This is a genomic window from Pantoea conspicua (assembly GCF_002095315.1).
Classification (GTDB): domain Bacteria; phylum Pseudomonadota; class Gammaproteobacteria; order Enterobacterales; family Enterobacteriaceae; genus Pantoea; species Pantoea conspicua.
Map to the genome: position 1 here is coordinate 1 of NZ_MLFN01000075.1, position 14,818 is coordinate 14,818.

A 14,818-nucleotide genomic window follows, 5' to 3' on the forward strand; every position below is an offset into this window, starting at 1 on the left:
GCCGCATATAAGTTGAAAACAGAGTTGTATGTGTTGAGTGAAGGCGACGGAAAATATTACAAAGTGAAAACTTTGTTGTACCTCGCGGGCATCAGACTGATGAGATGAAAGCCAATAGATACTTTGATAACTCTGGCTTTGTTTCTGCGTTAAGGCTGCCAATGCATAGCGGCACTCTTGGTAACAAAGTAGCAATATTGTCATTAGGAAGAGACGGAGAGTGGTACAGGGGTGAGTATGAATGTTCAAAATAGAATTAGTTACGCGTTTGCTCTGGTAGCGGTTCTTGCACTTGCAGGGATAGCGTCATCGCTGAAGTTGCAGGACTTCGCCGACGATCTATTTTTTTCTCACGTTCTCGATAATACCACTCTTCATGACTTCCTTATCGAAAACTATAATACCTGGAGCGGCAGATTTACACTTAATGCTTTAATGGTCGGCACGATAAATCATCACAACGTCTGGAAGATAGGCATTCCACTAAGTGTAGTTATTCTTTGCGCTTCAATATCACGGATAACTGTTGGAAAATTTGATCTAAGAATCACCGTTCTTTCGGTTTTTCTTTATCTTTTCATTCCAAAAGAGGTTCTGGCTAATGGCTCGTGGTGGGTAACGGGTTTTTACAACTACCTCCTTCCAGCAGCAGCTATGGCATATTCACTATCTGTATTTATAAGGAAACGCTCTGTTGGATGGATCGAAGGTTCATTATCATTACTGTGCCTTTCTTTGTCTTGCTTTAGTGAGCAAACTTCTTTAGCTACCCTGGCAGCATCTTTGCTTCTTATAGTGTCTTGCAGGGAATACAGAAGGTCATTCTCTTACGTATATATCTTATTAGCAGTAGTTTTTACTTGGTTTTTGTTCTCTGCCCCCGGGAACTTTCATCGTTTTCAGGAAGAAACATGGCGCTGGATGCCAGGCTTTGAATCAGAAAGCCTGGTTACTAAAATCATTTACGGATACGACAGAATACATCAAGCTATTGTCATGCCTAATAGCATAATATTCAGCCTATTATGTACCTTCTGTTTATTACTTATCTATAGAGATGAGCAGCGTACTAAGACAGGTAATTTCTTCGCTTTGGTATTGCTTGGACATCTTGTATTGATGTTGCTAATCCGGTTAGGGGTGGCTCACCCAGGCGAGTCCTTTTATAACTCTGATTTGCTTAATCCTCACAGGTGGATATCGTACAGCAGGTATGCATCATACTTCGTTACAAGCCTTGTAATCCTGGGCGTTTGCTATGCGTTAGCCATTTCAGCAATAAGGGATAATGAATATATCAAGCCATTCTCTATAGTTATATTAGGGTTTACCACTGTGCTTATGGTAGGTTTTTCTCCTACAGTTTACGCATCTGGCATGCGTGTTCTTTATCTATGGGCAGTAATGATACTCAGCGCTTCATGCTTCATTTTTTATAGACTTTACGGAAATGACAGATCATTAATCAATAACGTCATTATTTGTGCAATGGCGGCGTATGTTCTTTCAATTTAATGGAGGTAGTTACCTTGAGTAACTTAAAGCTCAGCAGGATATTCCCTGTAGCCATGATAATTGGTTTGGCTATCTCAGTTGCTATGCCTGTTATGCCTTTTTGAAAAAAGGGCTGCATATAATAATGCAGCCTGAATCCTTCTTACTTTTCTGCTCTACGTCCGGAGCTGGACTCAGGTTCACTTGAGGAAGTTTTCTCTCTCTGCATCATAACCTGCGTATCAAGATTCGCAATAAGCCTGGCGACCTAACTGTATGGCGTATTACCAGGCGCGGAACCAATAAATTTGAACTCCTCTTCGGTTAATTCTAATTTATAAGTCATATCACACCACGTAATAAGGAAGTTTATAGATAGTGTTACCGAGCTTCATTTGCACGTAGCCTTGCAATGCCCCAGCGGAAGCAATTACTTGTGGGTTAGTTATATTGACATATCCTGTTCCTTTCGGCGACAACCCAAGGAATGGTACATGATCTGGCATGACATAAGGGCCGGCAAAAGCTGTTTATTACGCCATAGCCGCTGGCAAAATCTCCCGCATCACTCTGAAGTACCCCCACCCGCCCTATTCACTATCGCACTCTGCGTGAGGAGTTGTTATGTCTCGAGTTGGCATTTTTGCACCAGCTATTATCGCTTCAATGGCCTTTGCAGCAAAAGCAATGAATATGCAGACCGCAATGTTATTTCCTCACTGTCCCCGCTCAAAAAGGACAAGCCGATACCGGATCCACTGTCTCGGGAAGAATTCAGCAGGCTGGTAGATACATGTCAGAGCAGGCAGTTGCGTAACCTGTGGTCGCTGGCCATCTACACCGGTATGAGACATGGCGAAATCTGCGCACTGTCATGGGAAGATGTCGACATGATAAAAGGCACTATCACCGTGAAGCGTAACCTGACCATCCCCGGAGACTTTACCCCTACTAAAACTGCGTCAGGTCTGCGTACTATTTTCCTGTTAGATGCAGCTATCGCGACACTCAAAGACCAGCAGGAGCTGACCAGACTGAAGGGGTCGGCCGTCATTACAGTGCATTCCCGGGAATATGGCAAAAAGAGCGAAGAGGAACTTACCTTCGTCTTCAATTTGACAGTGAATGCGGTCAACAATAGAAGTGAAAACTATTATGCAGTGTCATCTCTGCCACAGATGTGGAGAGCTGCAATAAGCAAGGCCGGGCTGACTTACCGTAAGCCATACCCGTCCCGGCACACTTATGCATGCTGGTCACTTTCTGCCGGCGCAAATCCAAACTCCATAGCCAGTCAGATGGGGCATGCAAATGCTCAGAGGGTTTATCAGGTATACGGATCCTGGATGAAGGAAAACGACGAGGCACAAAGGATTCTTATGCACGAAAAACTCAACGAATTTGTCCCACTGGTGTCCCACACTAAAGCGATCTGAACTTTATATCCATCTTATTCAATAAGTTAGACTCCCTAAACCTGCATATTCATAATGTCGCTGTACGCCGACACCAGCTTGTTCCTGACCTGAATCCCCATCTGCATTGAGATAGACGATTTCTGCAGATCGACCATCACATCATTTAACGCGATGCCCGGTTTCCCCATCTCAAAATCCTGAGCCTGCGCGCGGGCGGTGGTTTGCGTCTCGCTGATCTTATCCAGCGCGGCTTTCATGGTTGCGCCGAAATCGATCTGGTCAGGGGCTTCGCTGCTGCGGTTGCTCGCCTGCAGCGAGGTGACCTGAAGCTGTTGCAGTACGCCGTCGATTGCCTGAATGGACATTAACGATACCTCATATAAAAGGGTGGGGTTTTTCTGTGTTCAAAAATCTAACACGTTGTCAATGAGACAAAGGCGCTAAATGACAGCAAAAAACCCGGCTTCTCCAGCCATCGAATTTTTGGTTTCAACAAATAATGCCAGGCATTGAAGTGGAAATTTTATTTACGCAGGTCAGGGAGTCTGTTTTGCCATCTCAACTAACCCGGTCAATTACGTCAGGCAGGAATCGGTCATGAATGCGAGTGCAGCCGCCACACAAGATCAAGAAAAGAAAGGCTTCGGTGACCTTCTCGCTCGCCTGCGCGCAAATCCGCGTATTCCTTTAGTCGTCGCCGCCGCCGCCGTTATCGCCATTGTGATTGCGATGGTGCTGTGGGCCAAAGCCCCCAGCTATAGCGTGCTCTACAATAACCTGTCAGATGAAGATGGCGGTGCCATCGTCACGCAGCTGACGCAGATGAACATCCCCTATCGCTTCGCCGAAAATGGCGGCGCACTGATGGTGCCGGAAGAGAATGTTCATGAGCTGCGCCTGCGTCTGGCACAACAGGGTCTGCCGAAAGGTGGCTCGGTCGGCTTCGAACTGCTGGATAAAGAGAAGTTCGGTATCAGCCAGTTCAGTGAGCAGGTGAACTACCAGCGTGCGCTGGAAGGCGAACTGGCTCGCACCATCGAATCGCTGGGTCCGGTCAAAACTGCCCGCGTCCACCTGGCGATGCCAAAACCCACCTTATTTGTACGTGAGCAGAAAGCGCCCTCGGCCTCGGTCACTTTAACCCTGCAGCCGGGTCGTGCGCTGGATGAAGGCCAGATTCAGGCCATCGCTCACATGGTCTCCAGCAGCGTGGCGGGTTTGCCGCCGGGCAACGTCACCGTGGTCGATCAGACCGGTCGCCTGCTGACCCGCTCTGATAGCGTTGGCCGCGATCTGAACGATGCACAGCTGAAGTACGCCTCGGATGTTGAAGCACGCTATCAGCAACGTATCGAAGCGATCCTGAATCCGATTCTCGGCCAGGGCAACGTGCATGCGCAGGTAACGGCACAGATCAATTTCGATACCAGCGAGCAGACCGACGAGAAATATCAGCCTAACGCTAACCCGTCTAACACGGCAATTCGCTCGCGCCAGACCAGCACCAGCGATCAGTCAGGCAGCCCGTATCCGGGCGGCGTGCCGGGAGCGCTCTCTAATCAGCCTGCGCCAGCCAACACCGCGCCGGTAAATACGCCAGCCGCCAATGGCCAGAACGCCAACGGTCAGAACGCGAATGGTCAGAATGCCAACGGCCAGAACAACGCGGCACAGACCACCAGTACCGCAGCGGCGAGCAGCACGCCAACCAACTCACGTCGTGATGACACGGTTAACTATGAGCTGGACCGCACCATTCGTCATACCAAACTCAACGTCGGTGACGTTCAGCGTCTGTCGGTGGCGGTGGTGGTCAACTATCGCGAAGACGATAAAGGTAAAGCGGTTGCGCTGAACGAACAGCAGCTGAAGCAGATTGAAGACCTGACCCGCGAAGCGATGGGCTATTCCCAGACCCGCGGCGACAGCATCAACGTGGTGAACTCGCAGTTCAATACGACCGAGCCGACCACAGGTGACCTGCCCTTCTGGCAGCAGCAAGCGTTCTTTGATCAGCTGATGAATGCCGGTAAATGGCTGTTGGTGGCACTGGTGGCCTTTATTCTCTACCGCAAACTGGTTCGCCCGCATCTGGTTCGTAAGCAGGCGGAAGAGAAAGCCGCCGCAGAGGCTGCTGCAGCCCGTGCCGCCGAACCGGCAGAAGAAGAAGCCTATAACGTGCAGCTCAGCAAAGATGAGCTGGATCAGGAACGTAAGTCTAACAACCGCATGAGCGCAGAAGTGTTGAGTCAACGCATCCGCGACATGTCTGAAAACGATCCGCGCGTCGTTGCGCTGGTGATTCGCGAATGGATGAGTAAAGAGCTATGAGTCTGACCGGAACCGAAAAAAGCGCCATCCTGATGATGACCATCGGCGAAGAGCGTGCAGCGGAAGTTTTCAAACACCTGAACCAGCGTGAAGTGCAACATCTGAGCGCCGCGATGGCCAGTATGCGCCAGGTGTCGCACAAGCAGCTGACCGAAGTGCTGCGTGAGTTTGAAACCGATGCCGAGCAGTTTGCGGCGCTGAGTCTCAACTCCAATGAATACCTGCGTTCGGTGCTGATTAAAGCGCTGGGTGAAGAGCGTGCCTCCAGTCTGCTGGAGGATATCCTCGAAACCCGCGAGACCACCAGCGGTATGGAAACACTCAACTTTATGGAGCCACAGGCGGCTGCCGACCTGATCCGCGACGAGCATCCACAGATCATCGCCACCATCCTGGTCCACCTCAAACGGGGTCAGGCGGCGGATATCCTGGCGCTGTTCGACGAGCGTCTGCGCCACGATGTCATGCTGCGTATCGCCACCTTCGGTGGTGTCCAGCCAGCGGCGCTGGCCGAACTGACCGAAGTGCTCAATGGCCTGCTGGACGGTACCAACCTCAAGCGCGCGAAAATGGGCGGCGTGAGAACCGCAGCCGAGATCATCAACCTGATGAAAACGCAGCAGGAAGAAGCGGTTATCGAAGCGGTACGCGACTTCGACGGCGAACTGGCACAGAAAATTATCGACGAGATGTTCCTGTTCGAAAATCTGGTGGAAGTCGACGACCGCAGTATCCAGCGCCTGTTGCAGGAAGTGGAGTCCGAGCAGTTACTGGTGGCATTGAAAGGTGCCGAACAGCCGCTGCGCGAGAAGTTCCTCAAAAACATGTCAGCCCGTGCGGCCGATATCCTGCGCGACGATCTGGCCAACCGTGGACCGGTTCGTATGTCGGCAGTGGAAAACGAGCAGAAAGCGATCCTGCTGGTGGTACGCCGCTTAGCCGAATCAGGCGAGATGGTGATTGGTGGTGGCGAGGAAACCTATGTCTGATGCATTTTCTGCCCGCCCGTGGCAGCTGTGGCAACCAACCGATTTAGGCCGTTTCGACCAGCCTGAACCGGAGCCACAGCCGGAGATCACTGACTTTACCGCCGAAGTGGATGAGCAGCAGCAGCAACTGGAACGGCTGCAACAGCAGATGCGCAAAGAAGCGCAGGGTCAGGGGTACAACGAAGGTCATCAGCAGGGGTTTGCCGAAGGTCAGAAAGCAGGCTATGACGCCGGATTTCAGCAGGGCCTGGCCGATGCGCAGCAGCAGCAGGCGCCGTTACAGGCGCGGATGCAACAACTGGTCACGGAATTTCAGAATACGCTGGAGTCGCTGGATAGCGTTATTGCTGCCCGCCTGATGCAGCTGGCGCTGGAAGCCGCCCGCTCGGTGATTGGCCAGGCGACCACGGTTGATGGCAGCGCCCTGCTGCGTCAGATTCAGGGATTACTGCAGCAGGAACCGATGTTCAGCGGCAAACCGCAGCTGCGGGTGCATCCGGATGATCTGCAACGTATCGAGCAGACGCTGGGTCCGACGCTCGATCTGCACGGCTGGCGCCTGCTGGCGGACAACACCCTGCATCCTGGCGGCTGTAAACTCAGCGCCGAAGATGGCGATCTGGATGCCAGTGTGGCCACGCGCTGGCAGGAACTGTGCCGTCTTGCCGCACCGGGAGAAGTGTAATGACTACCCGCCTCAATCGCTGGCTGGGCGCGCTCGACGCGTTCGAGAAACGTATCGCCCAGGTTCAGCCGGTGCGCCGCTATGGTCGCCTGACCCGCGCCACCGGTCTGGTGCTGGAAGCGACCGGCCTGCAGTTGCCGCTCGGTGCGACCTGCATCATTGAACGTAACAATGGCAATTCCATCAGCGAAATCGAAAGCGAAGTGGTGGGATTCAACGGACAAAAACTGTTGATGATGCCGCTGGAAGAGGTGGATGGCATTTTACCTGGCGCACGCGTCTATGCGCTGCAGAACGGTGAGAACCCGCAGGCGGGTAAGCAATTGCTGTTAGGTCCGCAACTGCTGGGCCGGGTGCTGGACGGCAGTGGACGTCCGCTGGATGGCCTGCCATCACCGGATACCGGTTATCGTGCGCCGCTGATCACCCCGCCGTTCAACCCGTTACAGCGAACGCCCATCACCGATGTGCTGGATACCGGCGTACGCGCGATTAACTCGTTGCTGACGGTGGGACGCGGGCAGCGTATGGGCCTGTTTGCCGGTTCCGGCGTCGGTAAGAGCGTACTGCTCGGCATGATGGCGCGCTATACCGAAGCTGACGTAATTGTGGTCGGGCTGATTGGCGAACGTGGCCGCGAAGTTAAAGACTTTATCGAGAACATTCTGGGTGCGGAAGGTCGTGCCCGTTCGGTGGTGATCGCCGCGCCCGCTGACGTCTCGCCGCTGCTGCGTATGCAGGGTGCTGCTTACGCCACCCGTATTGCCGAAGATTTTCGCGATCGCGGCAAACATGTGCTGCTGATTATGGACTCCCTCACCCGCTACGCGATGGCGCAGCGTGAGATCGCACTGGCGATCGGTGAACCGCCTGCCACCAAAGGCTATCCACCGTCAGTGTTCGCCAAACTGCCGGCGCTGGTCGAACGTGCCGGTAACGGCATTGATGGCGGCGGTTCGATTACCGCCTTTTATACCGTGCTGACTGAAGGCGATGACCAGCAGGACCCGATCGCTGACTCAGCGCGTGCCATCCTCGATGGCCACATTGTGCTGTCGCGTCGGCTGGCGGAAGCCGGTCACTATCCGGCGATCGATATTGAAGCCTCAATCAGCCGTGCGATGACCTCGCTGATTGATGAGAACCATTACGCACGCGTGCGTCAGTTTAAGCAGTTGCTCTCCAGTTACCAGCGCAACCGCGATCTGGTCAGCGTGGGCGCCTATGCCGCCGGCAGCGATCCCATGCTGGATAAAGCCATCAAGCTCTATCCGCAAATGGAAGCGTTCCTGCAACAGGGCATTTTCGAACGCAGCGATTATGACGACGCCTGCCTGCATCTGCATGCACTGTTCGGCTAATCGGCGCGATTAACGCAAGGTAACGGCCATGAAAACTGCAAGTGCCATCGACACGCTTCGCGATTTAGCGGAGCAGGATCTGGAGCGCGCCGCAATCTATCTGGGCGATATGCGTCGCGGTCAGCAGGCGGCTAATGAACAGCTGACCATGCTGCTCGACTATCAGGACGAATATCGCAACAAGCTCAACGACGATATGTCGAGCGGGATCGCCAGCACCCGCTGGACCAACTATCACCAGTTTATCCAGACGCTGGAAAAAGCGATCGATCAGCATCGCAATCAGCTGAATAACTGGAATCAGCGTTTAGAGCAGGCGCTGATCAACTGGCGTGAGAAACAGCAGCGGCTCAACGCGTATCAGACCCTGATCACCCGGGCAGCAGAAAATGCATTACGACAGGAAAACCGTCTCGACCAGAAACGGATGGATGAATTTGCCCAACGGGCCGCATTGAGGAGAGGCGAATGATTACGCTGCCACACATTGCCACCAAAGCGGCGGTGAAAACCGACGCGGAACCATCAATTTCAACTGACCTTGCGGCAGGCACCGATGCCCTGCCGCACGACTTTCTGACCACGCTGGGAAACCAGCTGCTGAACCTGGCAAAGCAGCAGGGGAAAACGTCGCAATCGGCTGATACTAAAACAGAAAGTGAGACTGACGCCCAGTCTGGCGCGCCGCTGAATGCGCTGATCGCTGCACTGGATAATCCGGCGGCGCTGAGTGCACTGTTTAAACCGGAAAATATTAAAGCCGGCACAAAATCAGCCGATGATAAAGACAAGCCGGAAGCAGCGCCCTTAAGTGCCAGCGATATGCAAAATGTTCAGGCGCTGTTCGCCATGTTACCGACTGCACCAGCCGCGGCCAGCGCAAGCGCAAGCGCCAGCCCGGCCAGTGAGGTGCAGGGTGAGCTGGGGATCCAGAGCGACAGCACGCGCAAGAGCCTGACCTCACTGGCACAGATGCTCACCGGCACAGGTCAGGAGAGTAAAGAATTTGACGCGGATAACGCGCCTGGCATGAAAAACGCTGCGCTGAATGCGCCCATGGTGAGTAGCGCCGCCAGCCAGAGCAGTACGGCTGCGGTAAACAGCAACAGCAACAGCGCCAGCAGCGCTCTGACGCTGGACAGCAGTTTTCAGCAGGCGCTGAGCAATCTCACCCGGCAGGACGATCAGGCCGCACTGAAAGCCAGTGCCAGCGATAATTCGCTGATCACCAGCACGCCAGTCTCCAGTGCCAGCAGTCTGGCGCCGCCGATGATGGCGTCGTCGACCACCAGCACGCCTTCCACGCCGATGCTGAATGCGCAGCTGGGCAGTGATGAGTGGCAGCAGGCGTTGAGCCAGCAGATTGTGATGTTCAGCCGCAACGGTCAGCAGAATGCCGAGCTGCGGTTACATCCGGCAGACCTGGGCGCTATCCAGATCAGCCTGAAACTGGATAACGACCAGGCACAAATTAATCTGGTTTCCGGACACAGCCACGTCAGAGCGGCGCTGGAAGCCGCGATTCCGCAGCTGCGCAGCGCGCTGGCTGAGAGCGGGATCAACCTGGGTGAGAGTCAGGTCAGCAGTGACAGTTCCGCGCAAGGCCAGAATTTCCAGCAACAGCAGGAGACGCGCCGCGACGGACAGCATGGCCGCTTCTCTCTCACTCAGGAGAGCGACACCGACATCACGCCAATTGCCGTTCCCGCTGCCCTTCAGGCGCGTGTAAACGGTAATGGCGCGGTCGACACTTTTGCCTGATAGCGACAAACGCTGAAGGTAAGCGTAAAACCCGCGTCTTTTCTTCCCATTGTTTGACTTAAGACGCGGGATAATCTGTCCAGGTTAGCCGAGAGGCTTACCCATAATTCACAGGAAGTAACTGCAAACATGTCTGATAACGCGAAAGCTAAAGGCCGCAAACGTAAACTCTTAATTCCGGTGTTGCTCATTGTGACGCTGGCCGCTTGCAGCGTGGCAGGCTATGCAGTCTGGCGAATGATGAATAAACATGAGGGCGATAAGCCGGAGGTGGCGAAAGTCGAACCGCCTCCCGCCCCGGTCTTTTTTGCACTTGATACATTTACGGTTAACCTGGTCAATCCCGACAACGATCCTGACCGCGTGCTGTACGTAGGCTTTACCCTGCGTCTGGCCGATGAGGATACCCGACGTCGGTTAAATGACTATCTGCCTGAGGTGCGCAGTCGTCTGCTGCTGCTGCTCTCGCGTCAAAGCGCTGCGGCGCTGGCGACAGAGCAAGGAAAGCAAGCGCTTGTTGAACAAATCAAACAGGCGCTGGCACCACCACTGGTAAAAGGTCAACCTCCGCAGGCCGTAGACGATGTGCTGTTTACTGCCTTCATTTTGAGGTGAATCAATGGGCGATAGCATTCTCTCCCAGGCTGAAATTGACGCCCTATTAAACGGCGACAGTGGCAGCGCGGAAGAAGAAAAGAAACAAAACGGGCCGGAAGGCAATATTCGTCCTTACGACCCGAACACCCAGCGTCGCGTGGTGCGCGAGCGTCTGCAGGCGCTGGAGATTATTAACGAGCGTTTTGCCCGTAGTTTCCGTATGGCGCTGTTTAACCTGCTGCGTCGCAGCCCGGATATCAGCGTGGGTGCGATCAAGATTCAGCCGTATCACGAGTTTGCCCGCAATCTGCCGGTGCCAACCAACCTGAACCTGATCCACCTGAAGCCGCTGCGCGGTACGGCACTGGTGGTGTTTTCACCGAGCCTGGTCTTTATCGCAGTGGACAACCTGTTCGGTGGTGATGGCCGCTTCCCGACCAAAGTAGAAGGTCGCGAGTTTACCCATACCGAACAGCGCGTAATCCGTCGCATGCTGAAGCTGGCGCTGGATGGTTACAGCGACGCATGGAAAGCCATTTATCCGCTGGACGTCGAGTATGTACGTTCAGAGATGCAGGTGAAATTCACCAACATCACGACTTCACCGAACGATATCGTGGTTAACACGCCGTTTCAGGTGGAGATCGGTAACCTGGTGGGTGAATTTAATATCTGCATCCCGTTTTCAATGATTGAGCCGCTGCGCGAGCTGCTGGTGAATCCGCCGCTCGAGAACTCCCGCCAGGAAGATACCCACTGGCGTGACAACCTGGTGAAACAGGTGCAGCACTCAGAGCTGGAACTGATTGCGCACTTTGCCGAAACCTCGCTGCGTCTGTCGCGTATTTTGCAGCTGAAACCCGGCGACGTGCTGCCGATTGAGAAACCGGAGCGCATTATCGCCCATGTTGATGGCGTGCCGGTCTTAACCAGCCAATATGGCACGATGAATGGTCAGTACGCGCTTCGTGTCGAACACCTGATTAACCCGATTTTGAATTCGCTGAACGAGGAACAGCCCCATGAGTGACAGTAATAAGCCGTCTGATGATATCTCTGCGGACGATCTGTGGGCTGAAGCAATGAATGAACAGGTCGGCAGCAGCAGCGCGCCGCAAACCGATGACGTGTTTAAGTCATTCGACAGCGGCAACGTCTCTGGGTCCCTGCAGGATATCGATCTGATCATGGATATCCCGGTCAAACTGACCGTGGAACTGGGCCGCACCAAGATGACCATCAAAGAGCTGCTGCGTCTGACGCAGGGTTCAGTGGTATCACTGGACGGTCTGGCGGGCGAACCGCTGGATATTCTGATCAACGGTTACCTGATTGCCCAGGGTGAAGTGGTGGTGGTGAACGACAAATATGGCGTGCGCATCACTGACATTATTACCCCATCCGAACGTATGCGTCGTCTGAGTCGCTGAGAATGAATAGCCAGAATCAAAGTCTGCAACCTGCTGCGCCGCACGCGCAGCCGATTTCAACCGGCTCCATGGTGGTGCAGGTCAGCAGCATGTTAGCCGTGATTATTTTGTTGATTCTGGCCTGTGCCTGGCTGGCGCGCCGTTTCGGCTTCGCGCCGAAGAAGGTGAGCGGCCAGGAGCTGAAACTGACCGCCAGCGTACAGGTGGGTCAGCGTGAGCGGGTGGTGATTGTTGATACCGCCGATGCGCGGCTGGTGCTCGGCGTCACCGCACAGCAGATTACCCATCTGCATACCCTGCCGCCGGGTGCGCCGCTGGCAGTCACGCCAGCCAGTGCTGCACCCCAGGATTTTCGTCAGCTGTTACAGAACCTGGTTAAACGTCCCGGAAAACCTCAATGATGCGTCGACTGCTTCCTTTATTGCCGCTGCTGTTGCTGGCACCGGTTGCCCATGCCCAGCTGCCGGGCTGGTGAGTCATTCGCTGCCGAACGGCGGCCAGAGCTGGTCACTGCCGGTGCAGACGCTGGTGTTTATCACCGCGCTGACCTTTATTCCGGCCGTGCTGCTGATGATGACCAGTTTTACCCGCATCATCATCGTATTTGGTTTGCTGCGTAACGCGCTGGGTACGCCTTCCGCGCCACCGAACCAGGTGCTGCTGGGCCTGTCGCTGTTTCTGACCTTCTTTATTATGGCGCCGACCTTCGACAAGATTTACCAGGATGCCTATCTGCCGTTCAGCCAGGACAAAATCAGCATGGATGTGGCGATTGAGAAAGGTGCTCAGCCGCTGCGTGAGTTTATGCTGCGTCAGACCCGTGAAGCGGATCTGGCCCTGTTCGCCCGGCTGGCGAATAGCGCGCCCATTGCCGGCCCGGAAGCGGTGCCGATGCGCATTCTGCTGCCCGCTTATGTAACCAGTGAGCTCAAGACCGCTTTCCAGATTGGCTTTACCGTGTTTATCCCGTTTCTGATTATTGACCTGGTAGTGGCCAGCGTGCTGATGGCGCTGGGAATGATGATGGTGCCACCGGCAACTATCTCACTGCCGTTTAAGCTGATGCTGTTTGTTCTGGTCGATGGCTGGCAACTGCTGGTCGGCTCGCTGGCGCAAAGCTTCTACTCCTGATCCCACCCTATTCCCGGAGCACAACATGACACCCGAATCAGTAATGGTAATGGGCCAGGAGGCGATGCGCGTCGCGCTGATGCTGGCCGCCCCGATGCTGCTGGCTGCGCTGGTCAGCGGTCTGCTGATCAGCCTGTTGCAGGCGGCGACGCAGGTCAATGAGCAGACCCTGTCGTTCATCCCGAAAATTCTGGCGGTGGCTACCACCGGCATTATCGCTGGCCCGTGGATGCTGAATCTGCTGCTCGACTATATCCGCACCGTCTTTTCCAACCTGCCTTACATCATCGGCTGATGATTACTCTCGACAGCAGCCAGCTGGTGCACTGGGTGAGTCAGTTTTTCTGGCCACTGGTGCGTATTCTGGCGTTGCTGGCCTCTGCGCCACTGCTTAATGAACGATCTATCAGTCACCGGGTCAAAATTGGTCTGGCGGTGATGATCACCTGGCTGTTAATGCCGCTGCTGCCTCCGGTTGATGTGACGCTGTTTTCGCCCGCCGGCTTCTGGCTGTTGATCCAGCAGATGCTGATTGGCATTGCGCTCGGTTTCACCATGCAGTTTGCGTTTGCTGCGGTGCGTACCGCGGGGGAAGTGATTGGGTTACAGATGGGCCTGTCGTTCGCCACCTTTTTCGATCCCGGCAGCCGCCTCAACATGCCGGTACTGGCGCGTTTTTTAGACATGCTGGCAATGTTACTGTTCCTGACTTTCAACGGGCACCTGTGGCTGATCTCGTTGCTGGCGGACAGTTTTCATACGTTGCCCATCGGCGGACATCCGCTGAATGCTAATGCGTTTATGGCGCTGGTGAAATCGGGCGGATTAATTTTCCTTAATGGCATGATGTTAGCGTTACCCTTAATCGTTTTGCTCCTCATGCTAAATCTGGTACTAGGTTTGTTAAACCGTGTTTCACCACAGTTATCAATCTTCGCAATTGGCTTCCCTGTCACCTTATCAGTGGGCATTTTGACTATCAGTATGCTGATGCCACTGCTCGCCCCATTTTGTGAGCATTTGTTTGGTGAAGTGTTTGATTTACTCGCCCTGTTCCTTACAGAACTATCCCGCCCCTGAACATTAAGTTTCTAACTATCTTCGTGAAGTGATACTTAAGTAACTCAAAACCATCCGTGCATTTTTCAAACCATATTTTCCAGAAAGCAACTAAGGAAAATCTGATAAATGTGCTGAGAGTCTGAAAATAATTCTTATTAAACCGGGCTTCGCGTATTTTAGTTGGGCGGTTCACAGTAGCGGTCAGACTGTGATTTTGTTGATAAAAACGGCAATGCATTGAATTTGAACAAAAAAAATTCTTTACTGATTTTTGTTGTTAAAAAATGTTTTTTCCGGCATTGTCAACACACGCTAAGTCATCACACTTTCGTAAAACAAATGTTTTTAAGATTTGTCCTATCAGAAAACTCCGGGGTTTCAGCGATAGTGACAGCGCTCCCAAAAACAGAGTCTTACTTCACCTCCGGCATTTCACTGGCATTCCCCGCCATTGCCGGAGAATGTGTGACGTCAAAGCAGCACAACTTTTTTGCAGAACGGGTCAGGGATGAAGACTTTTACAGGCGGTTGCCTGTTACCACACTGCACGAGCAGAGGC

General features: G+C 53.7%; 16 protein-coding genes and 1 pseudogene. 16 read left to right on the forward strand and 1 reads right to left on the reverse strand.

What is annotated here, in order from left to right:
• Positions 1-237 precede the first annotated feature (237 nt).
• Together HA41_RS20840 and HA41_RS18370 are read left to right on the forward strand one after the other, a co-directional pair.
• Complete coding sequence (locus tag HA41_RS20840) at positions 238-1,515, forward strand: hypothetical protein (protein WP_143807366.1); 1,278 nt, start codon at positions 238-240, stop codon at positions 1,513-1,515.
• A gap of 473 nt (positions 1,516-1,988) precedes the next feature.
• Positions 1,989-2,930 (forward strand): site-specific integrase, encoded by a 942-nt coding sequence (locus HA41_RS18370; RefSeq protein WP_094121969.1) that lies wholly within the window; start codon positions 1,989-1,991, stop codon positions 2,928-2,930.
• Positions 2,931-2,965: 35 nt separating this feature from the next.
• Here HA41_RS18370 and fliE read toward each other — a convergent pair whose 3' ends face one another.
• Positions 2,966-3,277, reverse strand: a complete 312-nt coding sequence (gene fliE, locus HA41_RS18375) for a flagellar hook-basal body complex protein FliE (protein ID WP_094121970.1) — start codon at positions 3,275-3,277, stop codon at positions 2,966-2,968.
• Positions 3,278-3,509: 232 nt separating this feature from the next.
• Here fliE and fliF point away from each other — a divergent pair, with 232 nt between their 5' ends.
• The 14 genes and pseudogenes from fliF to HA41_RS21225 all read left to right on the forward strand — a co-directional run.
• Positions 3,510-5,243: a flagellar basal-body MS-ring/collar protein FliF gene (gene fliF / locus HA41_RS18380; RefSeq protein ID WP_094121971.1), complete on the forward strand. Its 1,734-nt coding sequence runs from the start codon at positions 3,510-3,512 to the stop codon at positions 5,241-5,243.
• Complete coding sequence (fliG, locus tag HA41_RS18385) at positions 5,240-6,232, forward strand: flagellar motor switch protein FliG (protein ID WP_094121972.1); 993 nt, start codon at positions 5,240-5,242, stop codon at positions 6,230-6,232. The genes fliF and fliG overlap by 4 nt, the downstream gene beginning before the upstream one ends.
• Positions 6,225-6,917, forward strand: a complete 693-nt coding sequence (gene fliH / locus HA41_RS18390; protein WP_094121973.1) for a flagellar assembly protein FliH — start codon at positions 6,225-6,227, stop codon at positions 6,915-6,917. Before fliG ends, fliH begins: the two co-directional genes overlap by 8 nt.
• On the forward strand, positions 6,917-8,278 hold the full coding sequence (gene fliI, locus HA41_RS18395) for a flagellar protein export ATPase FliI (protein WP_094121974.1): 1,362 nt from the start codon (positions 6,917-6,919) through the stop codon (positions 8,276-8,278). The genes fliH and fliI overlap by 1 nt, the downstream gene beginning before the upstream one ends.
• Before the next feature lie 28 nt (positions 8,279-8,306).
• Positions 8,307-8,750 carry a flagellar export protein FliJ gene (gene fliJ / locus HA41_RS18400; protein ID WP_094121975.1) on the forward strand — a complete coding sequence of 148 codons (444 nt, stop codon included), beginning with the start codon at positions 8,307-8,309 and terminating at the stop codon, positions 8,748-8,750.
• Positions 8,747-10,039, forward strand: coding sequence for a flagellar hook-length control protein FliK (locus HA41_RS18405; protein ID WP_094121976.1), 1,293 nt, complete (start codon positions 8,747-8,749; stop codon positions 10,037-10,039). The genes fliJ and HA41_RS18405 overlap by 4 nt, the downstream gene beginning before the upstream one ends.
• A 129-nt stretch (positions 10,040-10,168) precedes the next feature.
• Positions 10,169-10,654 (forward strand): flagellar basal body-associated protein FliL, encoded by a 486-nt coding sequence (fliL, locus tag HA41_RS18410; protein WP_094121977.1) that lies wholly within the window; start codon positions 10,169-10,171, stop codon positions 10,652-10,654.
• 4 nt (positions 10,655-10,658) lie between these two features.
• Positions 10,659-11,666: a flagellar motor switch protein FliM gene (gene fliM / locus HA41_RS18415; protein ID WP_094121978.1), complete on the forward strand. Its 1,008-nt coding sequence runs from the start codon at positions 10,659-10,661 to the stop codon at positions 11,664-11,666.
• Positions 11,659-12,066 (forward strand): flagellar motor switch protein FliN, encoded by a 408-nt coding sequence (fliN, locus tag HA41_RS18420; protein WP_094121979.1) that lies wholly within the window; start codon positions 11,659-11,661, stop codon positions 12,064-12,066. The genes fliM and fliN overlap by 8 nt, the downstream gene beginning before the upstream one ends.
• Before the next feature lie 2 nt (positions 12,067-12,068).
• Complete coding sequence (gene fliO, locus HA41_RS21495) at positions 12,069-12,467, forward strand: flagellar biosynthetic protein FliO (RefSeq protein WP_094121980.1); 399 nt, start codon at positions 12,069-12,071, stop codon at positions 12,465-12,467.
• Positions 12,467-13,197, forward strand: a pseudogene (fliP, locus tag HA41_RS18430) (flagellar type III secretion system pore protein FliP). Before fliO ends, fliP begins: the two are co-directional and overlap by 1 nt.
• Positions 13,198-13,222: 25 nt before the next feature.
• Positions 13,223-13,492 (forward strand): flagellar biosynthesis protein FliQ, encoded by a 270-nt coding sequence (gene fliQ / locus HA41_RS18435; protein WP_031377095.1) that lies wholly within the window; start codon positions 13,223-13,225, stop codon positions 13,490-13,492.
• The gene (gene fliR, locus HA41_RS18440; protein WP_094121981.1) at positions 13,492-14,277 is read left to right on the forward strand and encodes a flagellar biosynthetic protein FliR; all 786 of its coding nucleotides are present in this window, start codon (positions 13,492-13,494) and stop codon (positions 14,275-14,277) included. Before fliQ ends, fliR begins: the two co-directional genes overlap by 1 nt.
• A 219-nt stretch (positions 14,278-14,496) precedes the next feature.
• A partial coding sequence (locus tag HA41_RS21225; RefSeq protein WP_208612777.1) for a hypothetical protein occupies positions 14,497-14,818 on the forward strand: 322 nt, incomplete at its 3' end.

Excerpts from the sequence above, each read along its gene's own strand:
- HA41_RS18370 (WP_094121969.1), top strand. The coding sequence starts at position 1,989 with ATGATCTGGCATGACATAAGGGCCGGCAAAAGCTGTTTATTACGCCAT.
- fliE (WP_094121970.1), bottom strand. The coding sequence starts at position 3,277 with ATGTCCATTCAGGCAATCGACGGCGTACTGCAACAGCTTCAGGTCACC.
- fliH (WP_094121973.1), top strand. The coding sequence starts at position 6,225 with ATGTCTGATGCATTTTCTGCCCGCCCGTGGCAGCTGTGGCAACCAACC.
- fliO (WP_094121980.1), top strand. The coding sequence starts at position 12,069 with ATGAATAGCCAGAATCAAAGTCTGCAACCTGCTGCGCCGCACGCGCAG.
- HA41_RS18405 (WP_094121976.1), top strand. The coding sequence starts at position 8,747 with ATGATTACGCTGCCACACATTGCCACCAAAGCGGCGGTGAAAACCGAC.
- HA41_RS20840 (WP_143807366.1), top strand. The coding sequence starts at position 238 with ATGAATGTTCAAAATAGAATTAGTTACGCGTTTGCTCTGGTAGCGGTT.
- fliQ (WP_031377095.1), top strand. The coding sequence starts at position 13,223 with ATGACACCCGAATCAGTAATGGTAATGGGCCAGGAGGCGATGCGCGTC.
- fliG (WP_094121972.1), top strand. The coding sequence starts at position 5,240 with ATGAGTCTGACCGGAACCGAAAAAAGCGCCATCCTGATGATGACCATC.
- fliN (WP_094121979.1), top strand. The coding sequence starts at position 11,659 with ATGAGTGACAGTAATAAGCCGTCTGATGATATCTCTGCGGACGATCTG.
- fliR (WP_094121981.1), top strand. The coding sequence starts at position 13,492 with ATGATTACTCTCGACAGCAGCCAGCTGGTGCACTGGGTGAGTCAGTTT.
- fliJ (WP_094121975.1), top strand. The coding sequence starts at position 8,307 with ATGAAAACTGCAAGTGCCATCGACACGCTTCGCGATTTAGCGGAGCAG.
- fliM (WP_094121978.1), top strand. The coding sequence starts at position 10,659 with ATGGGCGATAGCATTCTCTCCCAGGCTGAAATTGACGCCCTATTAAAC.
- fliF (WP_094121971.1), top strand. The coding sequence starts at position 3,510 with ATGAATGCGAGTGCAGCCGCCACACAAGATCAAGAAAAGAAAGGCTTC.
- fliL (WP_094121977.1), top strand. The coding sequence starts at position 10,169 with ATGTCTGATAACGCGAAAGCTAAAGGCCGCAAACGTAAACTCTTAATT.
- fliI (WP_094121974.1), top strand. The coding sequence starts at position 6,917 with ATGACTACCCGCCTCAATCGCTGGCTGGGCGCGCTCGACGCGTTCGAG.